18 protein-coding genes are annotated in these 24,394 nt (G+C 32.5%); 1 reads left to right on the forward strand and 17 read right to left on the reverse strand.

What is annotated here, in order from left to right; all coding sequences use genetic code 11:
• Positions 1 to 2 precede the first annotated feature (2 nt).
• The 5 genes from HPY79_00835 to HPY79_00855 form a co-directional block, all read right to left on the reverse strand.
• Positions 3 to 749, reverse strand: coding sequence for a polysaccharide biosynthesis/export family protein (locus HPY79_00835; protein ID NSW44363.1), 747 nt, complete (start codon positions 747 to 749; stop codon positions 3 to 5).
• Between the two features lie 40 nt (positions 750 to 789).
• Positions 790 to 2,010, reverse strand: coding sequence for a glycosyltransferase family 4 protein (locus HPY79_00840; GenBank protein NSW44364.1), 1,221 nt, complete (start codon positions 2,008 to 2,010; stop codon positions 790 to 792).
• Between the two features lie 82 nt (positions 2,011 to 2,092).
• Positions 2,093 to 3,964 carry an asparagine synthase (glutamine-hydrolyzing) gene (asnB, locus tag HPY79_00845; protein ID NSW44365.1) on the reverse strand — a complete coding sequence of 624 codons (1,872 nt, stop codon included), beginning with the start codon at positions 3,962 to 3,964 and terminating at the stop codon, positions 2,093 to 2,095.
• Between the two features lie 3 nt (positions 3,965 to 3,967).
• Entirely contained in the window at positions 3,968 to 5,359 is a 1,392-nt protein-coding gene (locus HPY79_00850) for a C1 family peptidase (GenBank protein ID NSW44366.1), read from the reverse strand.
• 9 nt (positions 5,360 to 5,368) lie between these two features.
• Complete coding sequence (locus tag HPY79_00855) at positions 5,369 to 6,016, reverse strand: DedA family protein (protein NSW44367.1); 648 nt, start codon at positions 6,014 to 6,016, stop codon at positions 5,369 to 5,371.
• An 87-nt stretch (positions 6,017 to 6,103) separates the two neighbouring features.
• On the opposite strand from HPY79_00855, the gene HPY79_00860 reads away from it, so the two are divergent.
• A complete protein-coding gene (locus HPY79_00860) occupies positions 6,104 to 7,360 on the forward strand; it encodes an asparagine synthetase B (GenBank protein ID NSW44368.1) in 1,257 nt (418 codons plus the stop codon).
• A 1-nt stretch (position 7,361) separates the two neighbouring features.
• Here HPY79_00860 and HPY79_00865 read toward each other — a convergent pair whose 3' ends face one another.
• From HPY79_00865 to HPY79_00920, 12 genes are all read right to left on the reverse strand, one after another.
• A complete protein-coding gene (locus tag HPY79_00865) occupies positions 7,362 to 9,659 on the reverse strand; it encodes a hypothetical protein (GenBank protein ID NSW44369.1) in 2,298 nt (765 codons plus the stop codon).
• Between the two features lie 308 nt (positions 9,660 to 9,967).
• Positions 9,968 to 10,348, reverse strand: coding sequence for an ATPase (locus HPY79_00870; GenBank protein ID NSW44370.1), 381 nt, complete (start codon positions 10,346 to 10,348; stop codon positions 9,968 to 9,970).
• 27 nt (positions 10,349 to 10,375) lie between these two features.
• Positions 10,376 to 10,564 (reverse strand): DUF5320 domain-containing protein, encoded by a 189-nt coding sequence (locus HPY79_00875; GenBank protein ID NSW44371.1) that lies wholly within the window; start codon positions 10,562 to 10,564, stop codon positions 10,376 to 10,378.
• A gap of 11 nt (positions 10,565 to 10,575) precedes the next feature.
• Positions 10,576 to 10,893 (reverse strand): NifB/NifX family molybdenum-iron cluster-binding protein, encoded by a 318-nt coding sequence (locus tag HPY79_00880; GenBank protein ID NSW44372.1) that lies wholly within the window; start codon positions 10,891 to 10,893, stop codon positions 10,576 to 10,578.
• A gap of 4 nt (positions 10,894 to 10,897) precedes the next feature.
• The gene (locus tag HPY79_00885; protein ID NSW44373.1) at positions 10,898 to 11,491 is read right to left on the reverse strand and encodes a DUF134 domain-containing protein; all 594 of its coding nucleotides are present in this window, start codon (positions 11,489 to 11,491) and stop codon (positions 10,898 to 10,900) included.
• A gap of 453 nt (positions 11,492 to 11,944) precedes the next feature.
• Complete coding sequence (locus HPY79_00890; GenBank protein NSW44374.1) at positions 11,945 to 13,543, reverse strand: CTP synthase; 1,599 nt, start codon at positions 13,541 to 13,543, stop codon at positions 11,945 to 11,947.
• Positions 13,544 to 13,546: 3 nt separating this feature from the next.
• The gene (locus HPY79_00895; GenBank protein ID NSW44375.1) at positions 13,547 to 15,856 is read right to left on the reverse strand and encodes a TonB-dependent receptor; all 2,310 of its coding nucleotides are present in this window, start codon (positions 15,854 to 15,856) and stop codon (positions 13,547 to 13,549) included.
• A gap of 25 nt (positions 15,857 to 15,881) precedes the next feature.
• Positions 15,882 to 17,789, reverse strand: a complete 1,908-nt coding sequence (locus HPY79_00900; GenBank protein ID NSW44376.1) for a DUF349 domain-containing protein — start codon at positions 17,787 to 17,789, stop codon at positions 15,882 to 15,884.
• A 65-nt stretch (positions 17,790 to 17,854) separates the two neighbouring features.
• Positions 17,855 to 18,376, reverse strand: a complete 522-nt coding sequence (locus HPY79_00905; GenBank protein ID NSW44377.1) for a lipocalin family protein — start codon at positions 18,374 to 18,376, stop codon at positions 17,855 to 17,857.
• Positions 18,369 to 20,501 (reverse strand): methylmalonyl-CoA mutase, encoded by a 2,133-nt coding sequence (gene scpA / locus HPY79_00910; GenBank protein ID NSW44378.1) that lies wholly within the window; start codon positions 20,499 to 20,501, stop codon positions 18,369 to 18,371. Before scpA ends, HPY79_00905 begins: the two co-directional genes overlap by 8 nt.
• A 37-nt stretch (positions 20,502 to 20,538) precedes the next feature.
• Positions 20,539 to 22,443: a methylmalonyl-CoA mutase small subunit gene (locus tag HPY79_00915; protein ID NSW44379.1), complete on the reverse strand. Its 1,905-nt coding sequence runs from the start codon at positions 22,441 to 22,443 to the stop codon at positions 20,539 to 20,541.
• Between the two features lie 111 nt (positions 22,444 to 22,554).
• Complete coding sequence (locus HPY79_00920) at positions 22,555 to 24,390, reverse strand: DUF4153 domain-containing protein (protein ID NSW44380.1); 1,836 nt, start codon at positions 24,388 to 24,390, stop codon at positions 22,555 to 22,557.
• Positions 24,391 to 24,394 lie beyond the last annotated feature (4 nt).

Raw genomic sequence — 24,394 nt, forward strand, 5'->3', positions numbered from 1 at the left:
GTTTATCTAAAAATGCTAAATACCAGTAAGGCTGTTGAAAATAAACTTAAATAAGGTGTAATTTCTGCCAATATTTTAGACGCATATCGTGGACGTGCCTCTACATAAATAATATCATTTGCCTGTAAAATAAAATTGGCATCTTTCATATTAGAAATATTTTGTAGGTTGAATAAGTAAATTTCTGGATTGTTTAAATCGCCTCGCAATAATTTAATTTTGTACGACTTTGTATAATCATTAATTCCACCCGATTCAGCAAGTGCTTCAATAAGGGTATAATTGTCGTTTTTTAGAGTAATGACTTTTCCAATTGATGCACCACTTGTAAAAACAACTACTCGTTTATTGGTTACATTTATTTTTACAAAAGGATCAATCATAAATTCTTTGTACTTATTCTCTAAAAATTCTTCGGCCTGACGAATAGTTAATCCTGCTAATGGTACCCTACCCAATGAGGGCAGCTTTACAAGTCCATCGTATTCTACATTATATTCAATAGGATTTTGTTGAACCGACAGTTGTTGCATTTCAACTAAATTAACCCCATTGTTATAATAAACTTTTACATCGAGCTTATCAAAGGGTTGAATTTTATATTCCTTTTCATTCGGTTTAAAACTTGCATATTTGTAACCCTTAGGTATTCTAAACATTTCGTTGGAATTAAATATGCCACACGATGTAAATAATACAACCTGAATTACTAATAAAGTTGTAAAAAATATATCCTTTCTAATTTTCAAAATGCTCAATTTTAGTTCAAAGGTATGAAAGTTAATAAATTTATGCAAATACTTTTGCCGATGAAATGATATTTTTCTTTTTTAATAAATCATTATATAATACTGAAACATCTGATACTAAGCGATTATAATCAAATTTTTTTAATACATAATCACGTGCATTGCTTTGCATTTTGTTTCGTAATTCATCATCATTAATAAGTTTAATCATATTTTCAATAAATTCTTCTTCGTTGTTAACATTGGCTAAAAGTATAGATTCGCCTACCAATGATATATCTTTAATGCCACCTACATTGGTACTTACAATGGGCTTACCTGCTGCCTGAGCTTCAATAAGGCTAACTGGAGTTCCTTCGTTGAGCGATGTTAGAGCTACAATATCTACACCTGCATATACATAATCTACATTTTTAACCCAGCTTAAAAAACGAATATCAGGTTTTAAAGTTGTTGAACCATTAGGACTTATAACTAAATTGAGTTGATGAGCTAATGTTTCAATTTGAGATCGTGACTGCCCATCACCTACAATAAAAGCTCTAATTTTTCTACCTGTTTGTTCTTTTGCACGAGCAATTGCTTTAATAAATAATTGATGATTTTTTATCGGCACCAATCGTCCTACAATGGCTATAGCTATTTCATCGTTATCAAGATGATTTTCTTTACGAAATATATAACGCTTTTCGGGTTGATTATATATAAATCGTTGTAAATCTAAACCTAATGGAATAACTTTTATTTTATTTTCGGGTGCAATTTCGAATACATGGCTTAATTCTTTTTTTTGTGATTGACTTATAGCAATAATGGCATCGGTTTTAGAAGCTAAATAACGTTCAATTTTTATGAAAGCTTTAGTCTTTATGCTGTTAAAATAAGAATGAAAAACATGTCCATGAAAAGTATGAACGACAACCGGGACCCCCATATCAAATGCTGCTTTGCGACCTAACATGCCCGCTTTTGAAGCGTGAGTATGAACAATATCTGGATTAAATTCTTTTATAATTTTTTTTATTCGCCGATAAGCTTGTAAATCGTTAAAACCATTTATTGAGCGACGCATTTCTGGAAGAATTAAAGCATGAATGCCCAAATTGTTTAAAATAAATTCTGAACTTTCTTCGTCGTCTTCATGAATACCTCCTATTAACAACGTATCGAAGTCAGGATACAGAAACTTTGTTAGATATGCAGCATTAAATGTTGGACCACCTAAATTAAATCGATTAACAATTCGCAAAACACGTTTCATAATTACAAAGATAATTTATTTTTATATACGTAGAAATACGTTTTTTATTAATTGAATTTTATGAAATTATAAATTTTAATGATTAACGGTATTTATTTATATACCAATATTGAAAAACTATAAGGTTCCATAAATGAAACGCTGAATCTGCTGGGTTAAAACTTCGTAACTGAGCAATTAAATTATTTACAGAGTTAATATTAAATAAGTTATGCTTTGTTAAGGCTTCTTTGCTAAGATATTGACTAATAAGAAAATTTAAATCGTTTTGTAACCATTGTTGCATAGGTACTTCAAAACCATGCTTAGGCTTTAAGAGAGTTTCTTTGGGCAATAAATTTCCAAATACTTGTTTTAAAATATACTTCTGTGAACCATTACGAATTTTATAATGACTAGGCAATGAAACTACAAAATTTACAGTTTCATGATCGAGCATGGGTACACGTGCTTCAAGTGAATGCATCATACTCATGCTATCTGTTTTAAAAAGCATATCGTTGGGTAACACCAAATGCATATCGTTATAGAGTATATCGTTTAAAGTGTATGCAGGAGTTGGTAAAAGTGTTTTAATCCAATGTTCAGGTGAATAATGGATGTGATTTAATAATTTTTTTATTTGTGGTTCCGTCATAAAACTTGCCCAATGCCAATATCGATATTCGGCAGAAAGCTTTAAACCTTCGTTTAACTTATGAATTTGACGTATTTTATTAGAGAAAAAATTTTTTCGGGAAGACGGAAAAACTTTTAATAAATAATCAAGTAAGTCAATAATTTTTCGATATCGATAATTTTGAATTACCCATTGATGAGCCTTGTGCTTATTATAACCACCATACAACTCATCAGCGCCATCGCCCGAAAGTGCAACAACAATATGCTGTCGGGTATATCTTGCTAAAGCAGAAACAGCTATTGCAGAACTATCGGCAAAAGGTTCGTCTATATATTCAAGCAAATCATAAATATTATCCAATAACATTTTATGCGAAACTGGAATGGTATGGTGATTCGTACCTAGATAATGAGCCACTTTTTCGGCATCTTTCGATTCATCAAGAAAAGAATTTTCTTGAAAAAGTATTGTAAATGTTTCTAGATTGGGCTTATATTGCTTTGCGATAGCAGTAATAATGCTAGAATCTATGCCTCCACTCAAAAATGTGCCTAATGGGACATCGGCTATTAAACGACGTTGAACAGCATCTGTAAAAAGTTGCTTAAATTTTTTAAAAATAGTTTGTTCGTTATATACCTTATCATTTTCTTCAAATGGAATAGAATAATAGTGCTGCTTGCTTATTCCTTTTGATGAGAAAATTAGATAATGAGCTGGTTCTAGTTTTTTTATTTCGTTGTATATGGTATATGGCGATGGTATATAATTCAATCGCAAATATAATTCTAATGCATCAGACGAAATAGATAATGATTGTTTTAAAAAAGGTAAAATACCTTTAATTTCCGATGAAAAGATAAATTGACCCTGATGGTAATAATAAACCAGTGGTTTTATTCCAAAACGGTCGCGAGCTATTGTAAGCTCGTTTTTAGATTTATCATAAATAGCAAAAGCAAAATCACCATTTAAATATTGAAGGCAAGCGATGCCCCAATGAATAAATGCATAAAGTACTACTTCGGTATCCGATTCGGTTCTGAAGACAAATCCATGTTTTTGGAGTTGTTGGCGTAATTCGCGAAAATTATATATTTCACCATTAAATACAATTGTGAAATTTCCCGACAAATCGCTAAAAGGCTGATTTGCTTTAGCCGATGTATCGATAATAGCTAAACGGGCATGCCCAAGAGCTACATTATTATCGATAATATATGATTGGTAGTCAGGACCTCGCTTCGATAACTCTTTAATTGCAGATTGGATATTGTTTTGGTAATCGGCAATCGAATTTTGAAAATCGGCTATGCCAACAATTCCACACATAATTTATTCGTCTTGCAAAAACATTGGATCCCAAGGGGGTAACTTAATGGGAGTTTGCTTCAATATGTCTAAAATTTTTGTATCTACAAAATCTTTTTTTACTGCTAAACGAAACATATATTCATTAAACCACTCATCAGTAATTACGAGATAACCATTAAAACCACTCGAAGCTCCCCAACTATTTTCAACCAACCATTTTGTTGGCTTATCGTTGTTATCGGTATCTGCTCCCACCAAAGCCATTCCATGCGACGAGCCACTCTCAAATGATTGAATACGACTTTTTTTGTCCATATTAAAGCTTATACCGTACAAAGTTGAGTAATCATAATTTTGAACAGATAATAAACCTTTGTCTATATTTAGCTGCTTTCCTACATCGCACGAGAAGTACATAACTTCATTAGCCTTTATCGATTTAAGAGCAATTTGCTTTATCTCTTCTATCGGAAGATTAATATAAACCCAATTTAAACCTTCAACAGTATTTCTATCGTATTCTATTTCATATGTTTTAAAATATTCTCGCGATGGATCATTCATTAACTGAACATATTGACTAGATGCAAAATCGGGAATCATTTCTTTTAAAAAGCTTTGAGGAGTATATGTTTTATATTCAGTAATTTTATCATCTTTGGTTTTGTAACGCCATATAAATTGTTTTGGAGGTGTGCCCAAATGATAAGTCAGTATTTTATAAACCTCAAACAACATTGTTTTTTTACGTTCACGTAACTGATTTAAAGTCTGCTTTTGGGCACTTAATTTTCGAAGTTCTAATATAAACTCACGAATTTTATATGAAAGTATAGCATTTAATTGCGATGTATTTTCGCTGTGATATGTTTCGGGCATAATTTCTTTAGGAACAGCACCATATTTATCTAATAGATTTACTAATGAAGTCCATACACCCCCATCGCCAATAGGATTTTTTAAAAGCCACTCAACCGTTTTATCATCGATAGGTTTTGCAACTGTTTCAATACCAATTTCCAAAGCTAAATTAGCCTTTTCGAGCATATCATAAAAAAATAGATAGTTGGTGCTAAATTCAAAATTGTTAATATTTAACTTTTTAATAACTTTTGGACGTAAAATATTTAAACCCGTAAACATCCAACAACGTCCAGATTTTTTTTGGTCAGTGATACCGCTCACCTCAGCTTTATATTTAAAATTATAGTCAAGCTTTCCGAGTTGTTCTCTATTCAAAGATAACGTTTTAAGGTCAGTATTAGAAATAGCATTAACTTTTGCTTTTGTTTCTGGCAATGTTTGAATTTTCAATTGCCATTGTTCTAAATCTGTAGCAGTTATTTGCTTTTCAGATTGTGCTAATAATACTGAACTATAAATTACAAAAATAACAAACCCATATTTTTTCATATGCAACAATTATTTTAATCGTTTTAAATAACTACGAATTACTGTAAACAATGGTGGCATAAGCGAAATAATAATAATGGTAATAACCACCACCGAAAAATGATTCTTTACCCACGGATGATTGGCAAATAGATATCCGAACCAACCGAAAAAATTCACCCACAAAACATTACTAATGAAACTAAACGATAAAAACCTTATATAAAACATTTTACCCACTCCAGCCACAAAAGGAGCAAAGGTTCGGATTATGGGCATAAATCTTGCGAATATCAATGTTTTACCACCATGTTTTTCATAAAAATCGTGTGTTTTATCTAAATTTTTTCGACTTATCAATTTATAATTTTTTTCATAGACTTTTTCGCCTAAAAAGCGTCCTATCCAATAATTGGTATTATCGCCTATAAAGGCAGCACTAAAAAACACAAGAATCAATAAGCCTATGCCTAAGGGGCTGTTATCGGTTGCTGCTAAGGCACCAGCCGCAAATATTAAGCTATCGCCTGGCAAAAAAGGAGTAACTACCAAACCGGTTTCGCAAAAAACAATTACAAAAAGTATTAAATATGTCCATGTTTCGTAGTTTGCTACAATCTCAACCAAATGTTTATCAATGTGCAAAACAAAATCAATAAACCAGTGTATAAAGTCCATCATTTTTTTCAACAAACATAGTAATATTTGAATTTATTAACAAATAATCATAGCATTTCGTTTGTAAAAAGCTTATTTTTGCATCGTATGAGAAAGTACATTTTATTTTTAATTATCGTTTTTAGCGTTCAGCTCTCTCAAGCTTCATATCTATTGATACCCATGGACGAAACTCAAACCGACCATTTAAAAGCTTATGGTATAACCTATTGGGTTTTGCAAAATGAATTAGAAGTACAATGGTTGTTAAACTATCGTGGTGGTAGTTTTTTAATCCAGCACCATGTTAAAATTCAAAACGAATGTAATATTCGAGGCGTTAGTTACGAAGTAATTACCGATGCTAAGGCTGCTCAAATATTAGACGAAATTTCACATCCTGATGTCAATATGGATGTGGTAAAATTGCAGAAAGCAGCTAAGATTGCGGTATATGCTCCCCCAAACAAATTGCCATGGGACGATGCAGTTATGCTTGTGCTCACCTATGCCGAAATACCTTACGATTTAATTTATGACGAACAAATTATTCGCAGCGAATTATCAAAATACGATTGGTTGCACTTACACCACGAAGATTTCACCGGACAATTCGGCAAATTTTGGTCGGCATATCAAAATACACAATGGTACCGAGACGATGTTGAACGACAAATGGAAACCGCCCAGAAATTTGGTTTTCAGAAAGTTTCGCAATTAAAGCTTTTAGTTGCTAAAACCATTAAGCAATATGTTTTCAACGGCGGTTTTTTGTTTGCTATGTGCTCAGCAACCGACACCTACGATATTGCTCTCGCAGCCGAAAGCACCGATATTTGCGAAACGCCATTCGACGGCGACCCTGCCGACCCAAATGCTCAAGCTAAACTCAATTACGACAACTGTCTGGCTTTTCGCAATTTTAAAGTTATTACCAATCCTTACGAATACGAACATTCTGATATAGACGTATCGCATACCCGCAAAATAAAACAAGAAGACGATTATTTTACCTTATTCGATTTTTCTGCTAAATGGGACCCTGTACCTACTATGCTTTGTCAAAATCATGAAAACCTAATTAAGGGATTTATGGGGCAATCTACCGCCTTTAAAAAAGATTATGTAAAACCCAATGTGCTCATTATGGGCGAAAATAAAGCGCTCAACGAAGTTCGCTATTTATACGGCATACATGGCAAAGGCTTTTTTACCTTCTATGGTGGACACGATCCCGAAGATTACCAACACTTTGTTTACGACCCTCCTACCAAACTCGAACTATATAAAAATTCTGCCGGATATCGACTTATATTAAATAATGTACTTTTCCCTTCGGCAAAAAAGAAAAAGTTAAAAACATAAGCTATTCAATAATCAGCTTGGTTCGATAACATGTTTTATCTGTTTCAACACTTATCAAATAAATGCCCTCTAACTTCATTGTTAAATCTACCTCAACATAATCGGAATAATGGTTAAAAGGTAAATCAGACTGATTCCCGAACATATCTATCAATGTAACGCGACGAATGTTTTCAGTTGCTCCATATATCTTACATTTATTTTTAACCGGATTGGGAACAACTCTTATTTCTGTATTATTTATATGGTTGGCTATATTATTCATAAAATGGACCTTAAACCAGATAGGATTGGTAGTGGCAAAAAATCGTTTATGAGTTCTACGATAAATAAGACTTTCGTATAGTGTGTAATCTTTCGAACAATACCATTCCGCTCTCACAGCGAAGTATTTATCGTATGGTGAATTTATTCCTAAAGCTTGAAATAGATCTGCTAGCGTCATATTCCAAGGGAAATTTACTACAGGAGTAATATATTCATAAACAGTATCTTGTGAATATAAAAATATTATTAATTGTTCAGGTTGTCCAAAATAACGATTGGTATAACCCTGCACATGGAGCATAGTAGCACTTAGGTTGTTATTCCATATTTCGATATCATCGCCAACAATAGCCGTATCATTAGGGCTTATAAGCGTCATATTCACCACCGGACCTTCCGAAAGCAAACAATGTCCATCTTTCAATGCTTGCAATACATATTCTCCTTGTGTCCCCATCCCATTAGGAGCATAAACATAAGTAGCCAAAGCACCTGGATAATTTTCTTCCATAGCACCATTTAAACCACCGTAAAAATAATCGGTTGATGAATAATTAAAAGAGCCATGAGCATCGCTTCCGGCTGATAAAAACAATTTCCAATGCTGAATAGCATGATTTTGATTTTTTAACCTCAAGCCTCTACGCAGCAAAAAGCTATATGCTTCCTGATTTTGTTTATATCGATAATGCGTATGCATATAATTTGATTCGGACATATCGAAGAATCCAAAAGGTTCATCATTTTTTTCAACATTCCAAGGATCTCTTTCAGTATCGGTGCAAGTAAGCATATTCGATAAATTCAAATTTTGAAGCCCCATGATTGGAGTTTTAAACACTTCGCTATCAGCTTGGGTATAGATATCAGAATGAAAAGTTAAATCATTCCAAATAACGGTTCCAACTGACAGAGCTGGCTGTCCATTGATAGGCGACAAGCTATCGCCCAAATTCCACACACTACCATTTACAATGGCAGAAAGTGCATCACCCTCGGAAAAAGGATGAGCAGCATAGCAAAAACCATGATATTTTCGTAATGAATCGAGCATCATGTTAATATTTATATTGGTCGAAGACAGGTCGCCCCCACCATCGAAAATATAGGGTAGCGAAAATGGCTGTTGCGGATTTGGATATACCAAGGCATGTACTACTTTACCTTGGCTGTTTTTTACCGATGCTTCAATACCTCGAATAAAAATAAAGTTATTCCCCAATAAATTTAATGTAGTAACTGCATTTCCTAAATTCTGCCAGTTTTGTGCCATACCTTGTCCATAATTATCAAAATCGCAACTATGGTCGGTTATGGTTATCCAATCGAGTCCTAAATAAGTCGCTGCTACTTTTGTAGCCTCTAATGGAAAACCATTTTCAGCATTATTTTGTGTACAAACTGCATGTAAATGAGTATCGCCTCTATACCAATTTGGCAGTTTAATAATAGCATTTTTTTTAACAAAAACCCTAAACCAAAATTCTTCGTCCAAGTCATTGTCGATGCTTGCATAAACATGCATATCTATAACACTATCGCTATCGAGATAATAAGACCAAACGCTATATGGAATATTAAAATTAAAATAAAAATAATGCTGTGTTATATGAACTACTGGTATCTCAGGAACCCACCAATTGGTATCGGCAGTAAAAAGTATGGTATGTTCAGTATCGTTGTATGGTTTTGAATCTAAAAACGATTGGCTATCCCAGTTGGCATCCTGCAAAGAATAAGCTGAAAATAAAGACATATAAGCCTGATACAATAAAGTATCAAAAACAATAGGAGCATCAAAATTACTTTGATTGTATGATTTTAAACGAATGTCGATATAATTTAAATCGTTCGAACAATTAGTGCATTCACTTTCGTGAACATAAACTGTAACCGGTATTACACTATCTTTTGCAATATCAATAAACGTTGGAACATCGATAAAAAAATCGGAACCTGGTGTGTTGTTTTGCTTTTGAGCATAGGTAGTATAAAACATACTTAGAAAAAGAAATAGATAAACAATCTTCATGTTTTTCAAATTTATTACAAAAGTAATATTAATTTGAATAAATAAGACAGTAAAATATCATAAAATAAAGTTCAATTTATTTTAATTATATTTGATAAAAAAAATATTTTATAGTTCAATAAACTATATAAATAGTCGATAAGAATGTAAAAAAAATGTAAAAATAACTCTTATATAAGATGGTTCTTAAACCAGCACTTATATCAATAACATTTTGTATTAATAAGATATCAGTTCTAAAATGCGATTGTTTAAGAGTTATTTTGCTTGTTTAATGTCATCGAATTGATAAAAATAAGTTTGTAATATCAATGGTGGTGATGATGGTGTCCATGATCGTGTCCGTGTGCATCATGATTACAACTGTTAGTATTTAATTGAAGTTTACCAGCAATAAAATCATTAACTAATTTTTCGGGTGTTTCGACGGGTGCACCCATTAACACATTTACATTTAGAGCATTAAATAATGATATAGCATGTTGGCCTATGCCACCAACAATAACATCGGTAGCTCCATTATTAGCTACAAATCGAGGGAATGCCCCAGGTTGATGTTCAGGTGGGTCTAAAATAGTGATGTTGGTTATTTTATCGTTTTCTACATCGACAAAGGCAAATGCCTCACAATGTCCAAAATGACCCGATAATACATTTCCTTCTAAAGGAATAGCAATTCTTTTTCTCATTTTTTTTCTTTTTTAATCGTTAGTAAATTATATATTTAAAAGTCCGCTTTTTAAGCGTTTCCCTTTTCCTTTACCACCTTCGGATTGGCGTTTTTTGCCCATACCCTTACCGAGTTTTTGTAATTTTTCTTCTTCAGACAAATCCGCACATTTTCCTAATTTTCGTCCAGTTTGAGAGCCATGCCCATCTGGACCAGTACCATCAAGTTTTGGCATACTATACAATTTTAATGGTTTAACATGTCAATAATATCATTTATCTTTTTTTCAACATCTTTTAAAACAATCATCTGAATTTTAAGTCTATCAATAGTTGGTTTTATTTTTATTCCGAAATCTCCTGATATAATTTTACTTACCTTACGCGAAGTTACCAATTTTAAAGCTGCTTGACCGGAACCTTCTGCTAAATCTTTAAAAGGATTAGGAATAAATTCTGTCGCTTTTGATTCCGTATCGTAAATTATAAAGTACTCGCAGCGTCCAAATTGTTGACAAATGTTTGAATCTAACGTATTTCCTGTTGAAGCAATAGCAACTCTCATGTTATTAGTTTTTAAATTTTGTGCAATTATGCCTTCCATTTCTTTTCATAACAATATGACACCGAGGGCATATCTGTTTAACGCAAGGTTCTCCATACTGATGTTTTTGTTCATATCCACAATTAGGGCAAACACAAAAAAAATCATCGTTTTCATTTATGGTTGTATTTTCGTTATTATATTCGTATTCAAACTCACTAACTTTTATACTACCACAAAGTGGACAATGTTCAATTGTTTTTTCTTTCTCCGGATTATTAAAATAACACCCACAGTTATAACATTGGTACCAGTTACTATCAAAATAAATCTTTCCACCTTCAAATGAAATGGGTCTTCCTTCTACCATGGCTTTTGCTATTTTTTTTAATGCCGATGCATAAATTCGTGTAAAAGTGGGTCGCGAAACGCCCATTAAAACTGATGCCTGATAATGATTGAGCATATCGTAATCGCACAGACGAATAGCTTCGTACTCTTCATATAGCAATTTAACATCCTCGTAATGGCTTTTATCAGAGCTAATACCATAAGGTTTAAAACCTTTAACTATAGGTGGATTAGAGACTTTTCTTAATGTTTTTATTCTGGGCGACATGCTTTTTATTTTAAACATTAGTTCAGTACAAAGATAATGAACATTAGTTCATTTTGCAAGTATTTTTTAATAAAAATTTTATATACTGACATAACCCCTAATTACGCATTAGAAATACTTGGGGTTTACATTAGGAGATGGTTTTGGCTATATAAAATTATTTCATTTTTTTGTCGAGTTCATTTTTTTCTCGTCTTTCCCTGAGCTTGTCGAAGAATGACCCCAATGCTCATTGAGGTTTGTGAATAGTTATACCTCGACAAGCTCGGTATGACGGTGGGTGTTGGGTTGATTCTTTTAAAAATATTACTATTATTATTTATTATTAGCCTGGTTGCATTTGTTTATTCATGGTACTTGGGTTTAATGAAATGGAAAACTCTGACTTAAAACAAAATAAATAAGAATAAATGAATAAACTTTTGCGAATATAAAAAAAAATTTTGTATGATATTATTCCAAAGCTGACTTTAAAAAACTGACAAATAAAGGATGTGGTTTTTCAACAGTACTACTATATTCAGGATGGAATTGTACCCCAATAAACCATTTATGTTGGGGTATTTCTATTATTTCTACTAAGTTCATATCTGGATTTATTCCTGCGACTTTCATTCCGGCATTTTCAAAATCTTTCAAAAACTGGTTATTAAACTCATAACGATGGCGATGACGTTCGCTAATAGTTTCTGAATTATATATTTTATGAGCTTTAGTACCTTTAACTAATTCGCATGTGTAAGCTCCGAGTCGCATGGTTCCACCTTTTTCAGTAATTTCTTTTTGTTGTTCCATTAAGTCAATAACAGGATATGTAGTAGTTCTGTTCATTTCGGTCGAATGTGCATCTTTATATCCTAATACATTTCGTGCAAATTCAATAACAGCGATTTGCATTCCCAAACAAATTCCTAAAAAAGGCACATTGTTCTCGCGTGCAAACTTAGTTGCAGCTATTTTTCCTTCTATTCCTCGATGTCCAAATCCGGGAGCGACAATAATGCCTTTCATATCTTTTAGTGTATGAGCCACATTACCATCAGTAAGGGTTTCGCTATGAACCAAATGCACTTTAACTTTTACATTATTAACTGCACCGGCATGGATCAAGGATTCTATGATAGATTTATAAGCATCGGCTAATTCAACATATTTTCCAACTAAAGCAATATCAATAATCTTTTTAGCGTTTTTAACTCGATTGACAAAATCACGCCAATTGGTTAAATCGGGTTCGTCGAGTGTTGGTAAGCCCAACTTCTTCATTATTATTTGATCGAGTTTTTCCTCGTGCATGAGTAATGGAACTTCGTATATCGTTTTCACATCGCGTGATTCGATAACGGCTTCCATTTCGACATTACAAAACAGGGCTACTTTTTTACGAATTTCGTTATTCAATGGATGTTCTGTTCTTAAAACAAGAACATCGGGTTGTACCCCGTTTTCGAGCAACATTTTTACACTGTGTTGAGTAGGCTTAGTTTTCGACTCACCAGTAGCAGCTAAATATGGTACCAAGGTAAGATGAATAACTGCGGTCTTTGCCGGCATTTCCCAACGCAACTGACGAACAGCCTCGATATATGGTAAAGATTCGATATCGCCAACGGTTCCACCAATTTCGGTTATAACAATATCGTATTTATTTTTAGTTCCTAATAATTTAATACTTCGTTTTATTTCATCGGTAACATGAGGAATTACTTGTACTGTTTTTCCTAAAAAATCGCCACGTCGTTCTTTAGTTATTACATTTTGATATATTCTTCCGGTAGTTATGTTATTAGCTTGCGAAGTTGGACGGTTTAAAAAACGTTCGTAATGACCTAAATCTAAATCGGTCTCGGCACCATCGTTGGTAACATAACACTCGCCATGTTCATAAGGGTTTAATGTACCTGGATCAATATTTAAATACGGGTCGAGTTTCTGAATAGTAACATTATAACCTCTTAATTGAAGCAACTTTGCTAATGAGGCTGAAATAATACCTTTGCCTAATGACGATGTAACGCCTCCGGTAATAAAAACATAACGTGTGTTTGCCATAAACTAAAATGTTAAATTAGCTCCAATACTTGGTATAATGGGCAGTTGGTTGACTCTTTTGTTTGCTATACGATCGTAATAAAAAATGTTTTCGCGGTTATAGACGTTTGTACAACTCAAAGTTATTTCGAGTGTAGAGTTTTTAGAAAATTCGATTGTTTTTTTCAATGTAAGATCGAGACGATGATAAGAAGGTAAACGTCCCTCGTTTAAATTACCATACAATATACCTAATAATGCATTAGTAGAAGCCAAACTTGAATTAATATCTTGTATTTGCAATTGTTCGTAATATCCAGCTGTTTTGCTAAATGGGAAGCCGCTTCCAAAATTCCAACGTGCACTGAGTTCCCAATCGAGGTTTTTACCTAATGTACGAGTTGCTACTAAATTTATATTATGCCTGCGATCGTAAATAGGTACATAATTAACAAATCCATCGTAACGATCGACATAGCCCAATGAATAAGCCACCCAAAAATAGGTACGTTTATATTCATATTTTAATGTAACATCGACTCCATAGGCATTTCCATTTTCAACAATAAAATCTTTTTTAAGTAAATCTGGGACTTGCCAATTATCGCCAGAATCTTCGAATATTTTATTGCGGTTAATATTGGTTAGTTGTATATTACGTTTAAAATATCCTTCAATGTTTAAGTCAATATTTTTAAATAAATCGTATTCAAATCCAGAAACAATATGATAAGCACGTTGTAAAGATGATGTAACCTCTTTGCCATCAAAAGTAGTAGGTAAATCGCCTACTTCGGGGCTACTTAAAAAGCCGTAAAACAAATTTACTACGTCTCTATCGCTATTAGCACTTATAAAATTTTGGGAATATAAACCACTAGCCATTTTTAAGCGTAGTTTATTATTAACATTGTATTTTAATCCTAAACGTGGTTCAGGCGAAAACTTAGATAATGATGCATAATATTGAATGCGTAAACCTGGCTCAATTACCAAATGATCGGTTGCTATTTTGTACTTTACAAAAGCTGCTAATTCGGTTGTATTTTGTACCTGATCTATTTTTTTACCTACAGAATTGTAATAATTAAAATCGGTTTTAAATCCATAAGTTTCTACGCCATAATTTAATTCATTGCGTCCTATAAAATAATTGAACGAAAGCCCTAAATTAAATCCGTCAATCAAACTGGAACGTGGTAAAGCATCTGTTTCTTTAAGTGTAATGTCGTAATTAGAGTAACTAAAATTAACTTTAAATAAAAATGGTGATCCGGCAGGTACAAGAATAATATTTGAACCTATTCCACTCGATTTCCATTTAAAGTTCGATAAAGCTTTATATTTTACGTTATCGTTAAAATGAAAGCCAAACAAATTGATTTTACTTCCATTTTCTGTATTAAGCGATAATTTACCATAAAAATCGTTGAATGCAAAAGGAATACCAGCCGAATCTACATAAGAGTAGAGAATTTTGGACGATTCTCGAATATATGATGTTTTTCCTGAAAACACATACGAAAGCGAGGTTTTTGATTGATCATCGGTTTTAAATATAGGTCCTTCTAATACAAGCTTTGAGCCAAAAGTACTAGCCGATATTTTTCCCGATTGACGATTACGGTTGCCATCTTTAGTAGTAATATCCATAACAGACGAAATACGTCCACCATATTCGGCATTAAATCCTCCTGTAAAAACATCGGCATTGCGTATAAGATCGGAATCGAAAACAGAAAAAAAGCCAATAGAATGAAATGGGTTATATACCACCATTCCATCGAGCAAAACTTTGTTTTGTATGGGCGAGCCACCTCTAATATAGAGTTGACCGCCTTGGTCGCCAGTAAAAATTACACCGGGCAATACCTGTACATATTGTGCAAAATCGGGTTCACTTCCGACACTTGGAATGCGTTCAATCTGTTTAGGCGAAATTTTATTTACAGAAATTCGCACTTGTTCTGTTTTTTCTGTTTTTTCGGCCGAAACCTCAAACTCATTTAACAAAACAGACGATTCCGTTAGGTATATTTTCTTTGTTACAATTTCTTTATCTTTGACTGTAACCTGAATGGTTGCTGTGTCGTAACCTATATACAAAACCTTAATGGTATAAGTACCTGGTTGTAGTTTTGTAAAGCTAAAAAATCCGTTTATATCGGTTGTTGTACCATATTTTGTATTCTTAATAAGCACATTGGCAAACATAATGGCTTCTCCGTTCGACTTGTCGTAAACAAAACCACGTATGGTCGATTGTGCTATGCTTATCAATGGTAATATAGCAATTGATAATAATAATAAAAGCTTAAAATATATATATTTCATTTTTGTTATTTTAGCTTTGTTATATTTAAATTTGTTTAAGCATATTATCGATATATTTAATTTGTTCTTTAAGTACATCTGTTTGTTTACGACCTTCTTCAATTTTCTTTTTGAAGTCGGCAATTAAACTATCAGCATTTTTAGATTTGGAGAAAAAACCAATATTGTTTTCGAGTACTTTTAAATCATTTTCAAGTTTATGCAACTCTTTGGCAATTAAAGTGCGTTCTTGTTGCAATTTTTCTTTTGAGTTGGGTGAATTGAGTATTGAATCAATTTTTAATTTAAAATTAAGAATTCCTTTCTTTTTATCGTCAATTTTAAGGTTAGCATATAATTTTTGTACTGCTTTTTTATATCGTTGTTGAATTTCTTCTTGTTTATTTTCGGGTAATGGTCCAATTTCAAACCATTCTTTTTGCAATTGACGAACATGGTTCAAATCTTGTTCTGGGTTTTCGGTAAATTCAAAATTTTCGAGTTGTTTTAACAATTCGATTTTTTTATTCAAATTCTCTTCGAGCAAATTTTCAATAGAATCGAAATGTTTGGCTTTTCTATCAAAAAATTCATTGCATGCTGCTCTAAATCGTTGCCAAATAGCATCCGAATCTTTACGTGAAACGGGACCAATTTTTTTCCATTCTTTTTGCAAGTTGATGATCTCAATCGTTGTTTTTTTCCAATCAGTGCTATCTTTTAATGCTTCAACACGAATGCATAAATCGGTTTTTAATTGTAAATTTTTATTTTCTTCTTCGCTTTTTTGTGTATAATATTCTTTTTTCGCTGCAAAAAATTGGTCGAGTGCTGCTCTAAAGCGTTTGTAAATAGGAGCATTTTCTGATTTTGGTACCATTCCAATTGTTCTCCAACGTTGTTGAAGATCAATCATTTGTTTTGTAGCTTCTTCCCATTCTTTATATCGATTATATATTTTATTAGCTATTTCTTCGGCAATCTCGCATAAAATAGTTTTTGCTTTAAGATTATTTTCTTCTTCTTCGCGACGTTTATTAAAAAAATCTTGATGATTTTTATGAATTTTGTGGGTAGCTTCTTTAAATCGTTCCCATATTTCTTCTTTTTTATCTGGGTAAACAGGTCCTATTTCGCGCCAACGTTCGTGTAAAATTTGGAGCTGTCCTAATGCTTTTACAACGTTTTCCTCGAGTATAAGCTGTTCAGCTTTTTCGCAAAGTTCTATTTTTGCTTCTAGATTACGTTTTAAATCGTAATCGCGAGCTTCTTGATTCAGTTTTAACCAATTGTAAAAATTATCGCGAGCCAGGTTATATTTATTATAAATATCTTTTACAAACTGTTGTGGAACAACACCAATTTCTTTCCACTGGCGATTTAGTTCATGAAATTCATCCATTGTTGATTTTAACGATTCGGGCTTAGTGGTTAGTTCATTTATTTTTTCAATTATTTCGAGCTTTTTTTGATAATTTTCTTTTTTCTGACGTTCAATTTCTTCTATTAATTCCTGTCTTTTATCGCGGTATGCGTTATAGAGTTCTTTAAATACAGGTTCTAATTCATCGGTTTGAGGTTGAAACTCTTCGGCAACTCCACCTTCTGCAATAAACTTTTTTTTAAGTTCATCGTTTTCTTGTTTTATTTTTTTGTAAAAATGAGTCCGAATTTGTTCTACTTCGTTTTTGTTTTGAGTAATATTTGATTGAGTTAAAATTTCTTTAAACTTATTTATTAGTTCTTGTTTTGATAACGATGCATAATCAACAACGGTAAGGTTCATTATAGTATCGGTAATTTCATCCGACTCGTTGGTTTCGGTCTCAATAATGGGTTCTTCATCTATTTGAGCTTGAAAAATTGGTTCATTCTCAGACATGGATAATGCATTTTCTTCTTGAACCTCATTAGCATTTAAATTAGTTTTGTCGTTAATGTTAGTAGTTTCCATAAGAGCATTAAAATTAAAGTTTCGAAATTACTTATTTTGTATTAATTTAGCAAAGGCATATTTTTTTAGTATGTATTTTTTTCTTGACTAACTTTTTCTATTTTTTCAATATTATATCCTAATTCCTTTGCTTTATTTAGAAGAAATTGATAGGTATTATCGTCTATTTTAGGTTTATCAGCTAATATCCATAAATATTTTTTACTTGGTCCTCCGACAATAGCTATTGTATAATCATGATCGAGGTATTCAATCCAATAAGGAGCAGCAAATGGCCAAAAAAAACGGACTTTAAGTTTATTGCTTTCATTAAGATTAGGAATCCAAGCAATACCTTTAATTTGCTTTAGTTTATTTTGGGCATTATATCCTTTGTTTAGAACTGATATTTTTCCATTAGGCAGAATTTGATAAGTAGCAGAAACATGAGTTAATTTTTTTTCAAATCGATGAGGGAAACGGCCTATTTCGTACCATGTTTTAGCATACTTATTAATATCCACATTATTCATATTTTCTATTTTAGGTTGAGCAGATAATAATAAGGTTAATAATAAAAAGCTAAAAAGACAAAAGATTCTATTCATTATTTTCTAATAATACCTTTAATATTTTTATAGCCGCTTGTGCAATGGGTGTTCCAGGACCAAAAATACCTACAACTCCTAAATTGTATAAATAGTCGTAATCTTGTGGTGGTATAACACCTCCAACAATTACAAAAATATCTTCGCGACCGAGTTTTTTTAATTCTTCCATTACTTGTGGTACTAATGTTTTGTGTCCGGCAGCTAAACTCGAAACGCCCAATATATGTACGTCATTTTCTACAGCTTGTTTTGCTGCTTCGGCAGGTGTTTGGAAAAGTGGTCCCATATCTACATCAAATCCCATATCGGCATAGGCTGTTGCAACCACTTTGGCTCCACGGTCGTGTCCATCTTGTCCCATTTTGGCAATCATGATACGCGGACGGCGTCCTTCTTTTTGTGCAAATAAGTCGGTTAAACGTTTTGCTTCTTTAAAATCTTCATTATCTTGAGTTTCTGAGCTATAAACACCAGATATCATACGAATATTTGCTTTATATCGTCCATAAACTTTTTCCATTGCATACGAAATTTCGCCTAAAGTAGCTCTTTTAGCCGCTGCATCGACAGCTAATTCTAATAAGTTTCCTTCGCCAGTAGCACAAGCATTGGTAATAGCATCGAGTGCTTTTTGCACTGCCATGTTATCTCTGTTAGCTTTTAATTCATTAAGTCTTCGTATTTGTGCTTCACGAACAGCTGTATTGTCGACTTCAAGAATTTCGATTGGAGCTTCTTTTTCTAAACGATATTTATTTACACCAACAATAATTTCTTTGCCCGAATCGATTTTTGCTTGCTTACGAGCAGCAGCTTCCTCGATGCGCATCTTAGGAATGCCTGTTTCAATAGCTTTAGCCATTCCGCCAAGTTCTTCAATTTCTTGAATCAATGCCCATGCTTTGTGAGCTATTTCGTTTGTTAAATATTCAACATAATACGAACCGCCCCAAGGATCAACCGATTTGCAAATGTAAGTTTCTTCTTGTAAATAAATTTGTGTATTACGTGCAATACGTGCCGAGAAATCAGTAGGTAATGCAATAGCCTCGTCTAATGCGTTCGTATGAAGCGATTGAGTATGACCTAAAGCAGCTCCTAAAGCCTCAATACAAGTACGAGCCACATTGTTAAATGGGTCTTGTTCGGTTAGGCTCCAACCTGAAGTTTGGCAGTGAGTACGCAAAGCTAACGATTTTGGATTTTTGGGGTTGAATTGTTTAACAATTTTTGCCCATAACATACGTGCAGCTCGCATTTTAGCAATTTCCATAAAGTGGTTCATGCCTACTCCCCAGAAAAATGACAATCGTGGTGCAAAATCGTCGATATTCATTCCTGCCTTTATACCTGTACGCAAGTATTCTAATCCATCAGCTAAGGTATATGCCAATTCTATATCGGCAGTAGCTCCAGCTTCTTGCATATGATAGCCAGAAATACTGATGCTATTGAATTTGGGCATATTTTGCGATGTATATTTAAAAATATCGGCAATAATTCGCATCGATGGTTCAGGAGGGTATATGTAAGTATTGCGTACCATAAATTCTTTGAGTATGTCGTTTTGTATAGTTCCCGAAAGTTCTTCGAGCTTTGCTCCTTGTTCGAGTGCCGTAACGATATAAAAAGCCAAAATAGGGATTACGGCTCCATTCATAGTCATCGAAACCGACATCTTATTCAATGGGATTTGATCGAATAAGATTTTCATATCGAGCACTGAATCAATAGCCACACCAGCTTTGCCCACATCGCCTACTACGCGTTCGTGATCGCTATCATATCCACGATGGGTAGCCAAGTCGAAAGCGACCGACAACCCCATTTGCCCAGCAGCTAAATTACGACGATAAAAAGCATTGGATTCTTCGGCGGTCGAAAAACCTGCATATTGTCGTATGGTCCAAGGTTTCATTACATACATGGTCGAATATGGACCTCGTAGATAAGGAGGTAAACCAGCAGCGTAGTCTAAATGCTCTAATTCTTCGATATCAGTTAAAGTATAAAGATTTTTAATGTTTATTTGTTCAGCAGTTAACCACGAATCATCGTTTTTATTTACTTTAACTGTATGGGATGATTGTTGGATATTTATTTTATGAAAATTTGGCTTCATACTTTCTTATTTTTAATTATTGGCAACTCGTAATTTTTTAATTTTTAATTACAATCTGTTTTACGATAGATTGAAATTGTTTTAATGTTTCTAGTACATTTGATTTAATATGAATGTAATGTTGCAATCCCAATGTTTTAAAATGTTCGATATAATCTTTGGGAAATCCTGCCAAAACAAGAATAGTCTCATTTTTTAATGCCTCAATAATAACAGGCACAATTTCAGGATATTCTTCATCACTGGAGCAAATTACAACGAATTCTGGTTTTGTTTTACGAACTTCATCAATTCCTTGTTGAATAGTAGAAAATCCAGGATTATCAATTATTTCAAATCCAGCACATCCAAAGAAGTTGATACTAAAATTGGCTCGAGCTTTACGCATAGCAAGGTTGCCATAAGTAAATAAGAAAACTTTAGGGCGACGTTTCATTTTTTCAGTTTCGAGACGCAAATCTTCAAAAGCTTGAGCTCCACGATAAAGTTTTATGGGCTTATTAACAGTAGGCTTACCCGAAGGCATTAAGCCTGCCATTAAACAAGGCACCACTTGTTGAGATATATTTTCTTTTAAATTTGGATATTGATTAGTTCCCAGCAATATTTCTTGACGCATGGCAATATGCATATCGCGTTTTTGCTGAGTATTTTCAATCATTTCTTGTATTTTGCCTTCTTTAAATGCAGCAATATACCCTCCCATATCCTGTATTTGCATAAAGAGTTTCCAGCCTTCTTCAATGAGTGAATTGGTAAGTGATTCGATATAATACGAGCCACCTGCAGGGTCAATTACTTTATCGAGATGTGCTTCTTCTTTTAAAATAAGTTGAATATTACGAGCTAAATGTTGCGAAAAAGCGTCGGAACTCTTGTAAATGGCATCAAATGGTCGTACAGTAAGCGAATCGGTACCACCTAATACTGCCGACATTGCTTCTGTAGTATTTCTTAACAAATTAACATATGGGTCGTAAGCTGTTTTATTCCAATTTGATGTTATAGTATGTATGTAAATAGGTAAATCTTCTGATTTTTGATCAAAAGCTTCTAATAATTTTCCCCATAAATAGCGAATGGCTCTGAGCTTTGCAATTTCCATAAAGTAATTGGAGCCAACACCCATATTGAGGCTTATTAAGTTTGCAATTTCTTCAATAGCGTGTTTTTCGTTTTCGCTAAGCTTTGTAAAATATTCGGCAGCTATAGCTAAACTCAATGCAATTTCTTGAACTATGGTAGAACCTGCATTTTGGAAGAAATAACCATTTATGCCAATAAGCTTACCTTTTTGAACAACTTGTTTAAAAAATTTTATAAGTGAACTTAACTGTTCAAAAGTATTCTCTTCTGAAACAAAAAAGTTACCATTTAAAGTTAAATGCCCAATAGGATCGTAATCAAAGCTAACGTTTAATTTTGTTTTATCGAGTTTTTGTTTTTTTATTTCTTCATCGAGCATAGAAAGAATAACGCCTGTACTACATCCACTCACAAATCGAATAGGAGTTGTCTCTAAATTTATGCCATTAACCAATTCAGAAAACTCACTTTGTTTTTGGAATAAGTGTACTAAATCGTAATGAATTTTTTCTTGAATTATAAATTCAATTCCTTCAGCTCCTTTATTTAAAGCTTCTATAGCTTGTTTGTTAGCATTTTGAATGTTGCCTACATATACTTCTTCGAAAATAATCCAATTGTTATTTTGGGTTTTATGACTCCTGTAAAGAGGTAAATTTTTATCGTCGTGCTTAATCCAGGGTATCGATTCAATATCTTCTTTACGATAGTATGGTTTTACAGTAATACCCTCGTTCGATTTCCATATTAATTTTTTTTCGTAATCGGCACCTTTCAATTCTTTGATAATAATTTCTTCCCACTGCTGAGTTGTAATAGGAGGAAATTCGCTAAACAATTTTTGCTTCGTACTCATATTGATTTTGAATTTAACCGCAAAGTTAGCTATTCTATCTAAATGAAGATATGTTTTTTATCAGTAAAATGATAACTATTTTAGTTATAGTTTTGTTTTACCTATTTTTGTTTATGGTTTATCTTTTATCAATAGATAACCAGAAAAACTAATGGGTATATTGGTTTTATTTTCTATATCATATTCCATTCGATTTAAAATAAATTCATATCTATAAGTAGAACCAAATATTTCTTTCCTTAGATGTTCGGATTTTAAATTGATAGAGTTTGAATGTTTTGAAAGTGGAGTATATTTGTTTAATTCATTAACAAAGGCATGTAAATTTAATATTGTTTCGAGCTTATTATTTAATTTAATCAATAAACAACCTGTCTTTTTTTGCAACGATAATTCGAGATTTAAACTATCATTAAGCTGAAAGTTTTGTTTATATGCAATTACTTCGTTATTAGAATAAACATTCAAAAAACAAATAAACAAAGAACTATCAACCTTTAATGAGCTATTAACATCATTGGTATAAAATTCATAATTTGATGAATATTTATTAGCAAAATAATAAGGATTAAATGTTAAACCTACACTCGAAAACAATTCTGACATTTTATCATAATAATTTATATAGTTCGATTTGCTATTATTGAAAAGTGAATCAATATTAACCTTAAAATATGGTTTAAGCGTATTGCTTCCGTGTGTTTCATAAAGATACAATGCAATTGAACTAAGGTCAGTTTGCGTTTTAGGATCCACATTTTTTTCGAAAGCATTGATTTTGCCTTGTTGTAACAAATCGTTTTTAACTAACAAATATTCCCATCTTTTTATTTGCTGTTTTTTACAAATTCTAAACATATTCCATGGTCCACTCACTGAGAGAAAAGCTAAAATGATAAAACTAAATGGAATTACGCGTAAATCTTGAATTTTTTTAATAAACAAATAAATACTTAAAAATAACATCCATATTCCGAATAAAATTACAATAACACGATGCTCTGTTAATCCATATTCTTGAATTCTTTTGAAAATAGCTAAAAAGTACATTACTAAAAACAGTACAATAAATATAAAATTGATAAAAACATACTTAACTAAAATTTTATTTTCTTTATCAAAAAGCACAGGAAATGTTAAAACAATAATTAAAAGATGTATGATAGAATATCCCATAATTAAGCCCACCGTCCATCCAGATGGCCAAATGCCAGAAATTATAATTTTTATTGAATATACGAATAAAATAATTCCATAAATTAAGTTTAAAGGTAATAATACATACAGAGCAAAGGTTCTGACCTCTTTAGGATAAAATTGTTTATTAGCATGATAAGTAAACTTTAATTGTAATCCACCTAAAATAAGCCATGGTAGTAGTAACATATATGAAAATGCAGAGATATAAAGGTAATATTTATAGTTGATGTTAACACCGAACAAAACATCGATAGCTAAAATAGCAAAAAGTAACCCCAGATAAATAATGGTACTAAAGAAAAATGAAATTAAAATTCGTTTAATAAACTGTTTATTGTAATACCAAAAAGGCATTTGTTGATGAAAGCCAATAAAAGGTAAATAAAACATAGATGCTAAAAATGTTAAAAAAAGTATAAATGCTCGAATGTAATGTTTTTCAAATATTTGTTTGCTAGGTAAGTTAATAAAGAATAATATTAAAAATAAGAATCCAATAGCATTGATTATAATATTGAACCATCTGCGAGTTTCGACTCGCTCTAAATATAAATTAAAAGCAACAAACAATGGTATGCCAAGCACGCTGGTTAGCAACAAATGCTGCCATATACTAGCCTCATTTTCTTTGTAAATGAGAATAACAGTCGAAAAGAATGAAAGTAATATTAAAATTACAGGAATAGGAAAACGCCAAAATGTTTTAATCGTTTTACGCAATAAGTATGAAAAATCGAAAGCCTTCATAATA

It is taken from the genome of Bacteroidales bacterium (assembly GCA_013314715.1).
In the GTDB taxonomy this organism is placed as follows: domain Bacteria; phylum Bacteroidota; class Bacteroidia; order Bacteroidales; family GWA2-32-17; genus Ch61.